This window comes from Dokdonella sp. (genome assembly GCF_019634815.1).
In the GTDB taxonomy this organism is placed as follows: Bacteria; Pseudomonadota; Gammaproteobacteria; order Xanthomonadales; family Rhodanobacteraceae; genus Dokdonella_A.
The window spans coordinates 1-4,578 of sequence record NZ_JAHCAP010000048.1 but is presented as its reverse complement, the minus strand read 5'-3'; the positions used below and the strand labels follow the sequence as shown (position 1 = coordinate 4,578).

The following is a 4,578-nucleotide window of genomic DNA, read 5'->3' as shown; positions in this document are numbered from 1 at the left end:
TCGCGACGATGTAGGCGAACACCACCACTTCGTCCTCCTTCAGCTTCACCGAGCGCGGGAACGAGGTCCGCTTGCCCACCGGCGCATCGTCGGCCACGCATTCGTGGTAGGCCAGCGCGCCATGCTCCATCCCACACCTTGCGGCCCAGCCGCGCCAGCTTCCTGTACTCGTCCAGGCGTGCCTTCGGCACCGGGATCACGAATCCGTCCACGTAGCTCATGTCGCGTCTCCTCGGGGTTTCTTGCAGTTTCGTTCATTGGTACGCGAAACGCCAAAGACGGCAGGGCGGATGTCCGGATTCTTGGCGGTTTCCCGTATCCGAAGGCCGGAACCAGTTTCTTCCATGCCCATTCGTTCCAAGGAGATCGCCATGCGCCGCCTTATTCCAGCCCTTTCCCTGACCCTGCTGCTGGCCGCCTGCGGCGCGCAGCAGCCCGCAAACACCGGCACGTCCGCCGATGCCGCACGCAAGGCCGCCGAAGCCGCTGTTGCCGGGGCGCCGCTGCCGCAGGCCGCCTTGCAGCCAGGGCAGAGCGTGCAGGGCAGCATCGAAGCCGATGTTGGCAAGGGCCAGCAGTCGTTCCGTTCCATTTCCACGAAGATGGCCGACGATCTGGACAAGCAGCTCGAAGAAAAGCTGGGAACCGGCGAGGGCCAGCGCGCCCTGAACGAGGCCAACCGCACGCTGCGCGATTCGGGCGTCAAGCAGGAGGTCAGCGCCGACCAGGTGCGCGACTTCATCGGCGGCATGGCCGGCAAGACCTTCCACGATTCGATGGTGCAGCACATCGGCTTGATCCAGCAGATGAACGTATCCCTGAACGGTACCGCCGCCGATGGCAGCAAGCTCACGCTCGACCTGTCGTTCGACGATGCCAGCCTGGCACTGAAGACCGCCAGCCTGACCTACCAGCCCGATCCGCGCGCGATGTTCGACAGCTACCGTGCCGACGACGAGACCCCGCCGCAGGTGACGATCGATCGATTCGAGAAGAACGCCGACGGCAGCTACGCGCTGGCCGGCAGCTTCCGTGCGCAGAACGTGCCGGCCTCGAAACTGGCGAAAAAAATCCAGGGCCGGACCCTGGCCGGTGCCGAAGGCCGTTTCGCGTTCGAGGCGTTGCCGTTTCGCGAATTCAACCTCGGCGGCGTGAAGCGCTGAGCCTTGCCGCATTTTCCTTTGCCTTCGGAGCGTCCCATGCCTCGCACCCCGTTGTTGTGTTCCCTGCTGTTGCTGGCCGGCCCGGTGCTGGCGGCCGAAAACGTTGCCATCGTGCTGGATGCGTCCGGTTCGATGTGGGGCCAGATTGAAGGCCGCAGCAAGATCGAGATCGCGCGCGCGGCGGTCGGGCAGATGGTGTCGGGCTGGGATGCCGGCAACGGCATCGGCCTTCTCGCCTATGGCCATCGCCGCAAGGGCGATTGCTCCGACATCCAGACCCTGATCCCGCTCGGCCCGCTGCAAGGCGATGCGTTCATGGATACGGTGAACGCGCTCAATCCCAAGGGCATGACGCCGCTCTCCCAGGCCGTGATCGATGCCGCGCAGGCGCTGCGTTCCAGTGAACAGAAAGCCACCGTGATCCTGGTCAGCGATGGCGAGGAAACCTGTGATCTGGACCCCTGCGCGGTGGGCGCGCAGCTGGAAAAGGACGGCGTGGATTTCACCGCCCACGTGATCGGCTTCGACGTGCAGAACCCGGCTCACCAGGCACAATTGCGCTGCCTGGCCGAGAACACCGGCGGGCGCTATTTCAACGCTCGCGATGCCGGCGAACTGGGCGCGGCGATGCAGGGCGCGGTGGGTGTCAGCACCCAGCCGCCCGCGCCGCCGGCCACCGCCACGCTGGCCCCGCAGGGCCGGGCCGTCATCACCCAGCCGCTGACCGTGTCCTGGCGCGGCCCGGCGGACGAGGGCGACTTCATCACCGTGGTGCCACCCGATGCCCCCGATGGCCGCTACCTGACCTACGCCTACGTGCCGGAAACCGAAGGCGAGGGCGAAGGCAGCGTCGCGTTTCCGATGCCGGCCACGGCGGGCGAGTACGAACTGCGCTACGTCAGCCCCAGCCGCGAGCAGCAGGTGCTGGCGCGGGTGGCGCTGGCCATCGGCGATCTGGAAGCGGCGATCCAGGCGCCGGACAGCGCCGTCGCCGGCACCACGCTGACAGTGATCGCGCGCGGCCCGGTGGCGGGCGAACACTGGGTCGGCTTCGTCGAACCGGGCCAGGGTGCGGGGGCCTACATCGCTCATCACTACGCGCGCCTGAGCGCCAGCGGCGAACCGCTGGAGATCAAGGTGCCGGGCGAGGCCGGCGACTACGAACTGCGCTACGTGCTCAACGAAGGCGAGCGCGTGGCCTATTCGCGCCCGATCAGGGTGGTGACTTCGGAGACGAGGGTCGATGGCCCGGCGCAGGTGATGGCCGGCGATCTGGTCGTCATCCAGGCCACCGGCCCGCTCGATGGCGGCCACTGGATCGGCTTTGCCCCGGCCGGCAGCGGTGCCGGAGCCTATGTCGCCAATGCCTATTTCCGCCCCGAAGCGGCCAGCGGCAGCGGCACCGTCACCGCGCCGTTCGAGCCGGGCGACTACGAATACCGCTACATCCTGTTCGAAGGCCAAAGCATCGCCGCCTCCAGGCCGGTGAAGGTGCTGCCCGCAAAGGCGACGCTGGACGTGCCGGCCACGGCGTCCGTCAACAGCGAGATCGACGTAGGTTTCAGCGGCCCGCGCCACGGCAGCAACTGGATCGGCATCGTGCCGGTCGGCGGCGACGGCAGCCAATACAAGGGCTGGGAATACGTCCCGGCGCAAGGCGACCGCGTGCGTTTCCGCACGCCCGAGGAAGCGGGCGCGTGGGAGGTCGTGTTCGTGCAGAACAGCCAGGTGCTGGCGCGGCAGCCGTTGCGGGTGCAGTGAACCTCGACCGGTTCCTTCGATCACGATCTGTCCGGCCGAGCGGCTCGCAAGGCGTTTGGTGGCTGCGCTGGCAGCGTTAAAGCTCGTGTCATTACCCATCGCGGAATTGAACACGTCCGTTTCGTTCTGCGACAGCGTGAGGTTTTGGTTTTTGTTCGCTGCCATCCCCGTTGCGGTATCGATCGCGCTCGCCCGAGCGGCTTGAACGGCTCCGGTTTTGCCATACTGCACCAACGCATTTTCCGAAGCGCTTTGTGCCGATGCCGCAGACGTTTGCACGGTAGAACCAAAGGACATAGTGGGGATCGGGGCACCGGCAACGGATGTGCCACCCGCATAACTGGTAGAAAGCATGGCTCGCCCATCCTCCACCGCAGCGGGTTTTGTTGCATCAGGTGACACCGTCTTCTCGTTGAGGTGATCGCCACCTTTGAGGGCTTGGGCCAAGCCAACCGCGGTCATGGCCGATCCAAACAACAGCATCAAGGTGATGGCGGGCGTGGACGCAGCCAGCATCGAGCCTGTGTTGATCCAGTCAATGGCAGCGTTGTGGACGGCATTGGCACCGGTCAAGGAGCCAATGGGCAAACCCGTACCGCCACTGGGCGTGTTCGTGACCAGGGTGATTGCCCGCTCGGCCATCGTCAGCTGAAACTGATTGATGATGGCCAAAACAGGAATCCACAAGGCGACCCATAGCGTCACCAGCGCGTATTTGCCAAGCAGCCGAAAGCCCACCATGCCAAACCCTGCGACCAGCGCCATGAACGGTGCGGCGGCGTACACCATGCACTCAAAGAAGGCCATCATCGGACGCATCAAGCGACGAAACATGGTTTCCTCGCCAGCGTGTTGCGTTGCCGATTGCTCTGCAGCGGACGCAATCATGGCGAACTGACGTGCCTGCTCGCCGCCGACATAGGGAATGTTGGGGATTGCTGCCGCCCAGGCGCGGTTGATGATGTTCGCCTTCACGTAGCTCTGGGCATCCGTCAGCGAGAGCCCCACGGCCGCAAAACCATAGGCCGCAGAATTGACGGGCGGTGCAGACCCCAGTTGACCGTTGCGCCCCGCGACGCTCTTGGCCCAGTCGCTAAAGAACCCTGCGCCGTTGTAGTAATTTTGGAGGTTGTTGTACGCAAACTCGCAGCTGCGCTCGCTGGACGAGCCGCCAACAGGGTCCAGCCATTTCGTTGTCACGCCGCCGGCGTTAAAACCAAATGCTGTGTTCGTGTCCATCGGATCTGCCGACAACATGGCCGTCGCGGCGCGATCGGGGTTCGCAATGAAGCCTCGCGATGAACAGTTCATCAGGAAGTGGACGGTGTTTGTTCGGTAGCGCTCAAATCGGGTGTTACCTGAGCTCCCTACCCCACCCGCAAAACGCACCGCCGTCAACCAGTCCAGCGACCGGCCAAACCCAACTGACAACAAGCTTTCGGGATTGGCGGTCGGCTGGAAGGCTTGTTCCATCCGGATTGAGATGTTGTGCGCCACCGTCCCACGACAAGAAGATCGCCAACGTGCGTGACCTCCTGCCCGTGCTGGAAGGCGTGGCCAAGGCCGGCAAGCCCTTGCTGATCGTGGCCGAGGAAGTGGAAGGCGAGGCGCTGGCGACCCTGGTGGTCAACACCATTCGCGGCATCGTCAAGGT

General features: G+C 64.7%; 4 protein-coding genes and 1 pseudogene. 3 read left to right on the top strand and 2 right to left on the bottom strand.

Translation table 11 applies throughout. The features are described from left to right. A partial coding sequence (locus KF759_RS14090; protein WP_291226479.1) for a DUF1428 family protein occupies positions 1-130 on the bottom strand: 130 nt, incomplete at its 3' end. Between the two features lie 47 nt (positions 131-177). Further along, positions 178-221, bottom strand: a pseudogene (locus KF759_RS14085) (hypothetical protein); the annotation flags it as partial. 21 nt (positions 222-242) lie between these two features. On the opposite strand from KF759_RS14085, the gene KF759_RS14080 reads away from it, so the two are divergent. From KF759_RS14080 to KF759_RS14070, 3 genes are all read left to right on the top strand, one after another. Next, the gene (locus tag KF759_RS14080; protein WP_291226478.1) at positions 243-1,163 is read left to right on the top strand and encodes a hypothetical protein; all 921 of its coding nucleotides are present in this window, start codon (positions 243-245) and stop codon (positions 1,161-1,163) included. Between the two features lie 36 nt (positions 1,164-1,199). Next, a complete protein-coding gene (locus KF759_RS14075) occupies positions 1,200-2,924 on the top strand; it encodes a VWA domain-containing protein (protein WP_291226477.1) in 1,725 nt (574 codons plus the stop codon). A 460-nt stretch (positions 2,925-3,384) separates the two neighbouring features. Beyond that, a complete protein-coding gene (locus tag KF759_RS14070; RefSeq protein ID WP_291226476.1) occupies positions 3,385-3,576 on the top strand; it encodes a hypothetical protein in 192 nt (63 codons plus the stop codon). The last annotated feature ends 1,002 nt before the right edge of the window (positions 3,577-4,578 follow it).

Coding starts and splice junctions, on each gene's coding strand:
- KF759_RS14070 (WP_291226476.1), top strand. CDS start 3,385: ATGGCCGATCCAAACAACAGCATCAAGGTGATGGCGGGCGTGGACGCA.
- KF759_RS14075 (WP_291226477.1), top strand. CDS start 1,200: ATGCCTCGCACCCCGTTGTTGTGTTCCCTGCTGTTGCTGGCCGGCCCG.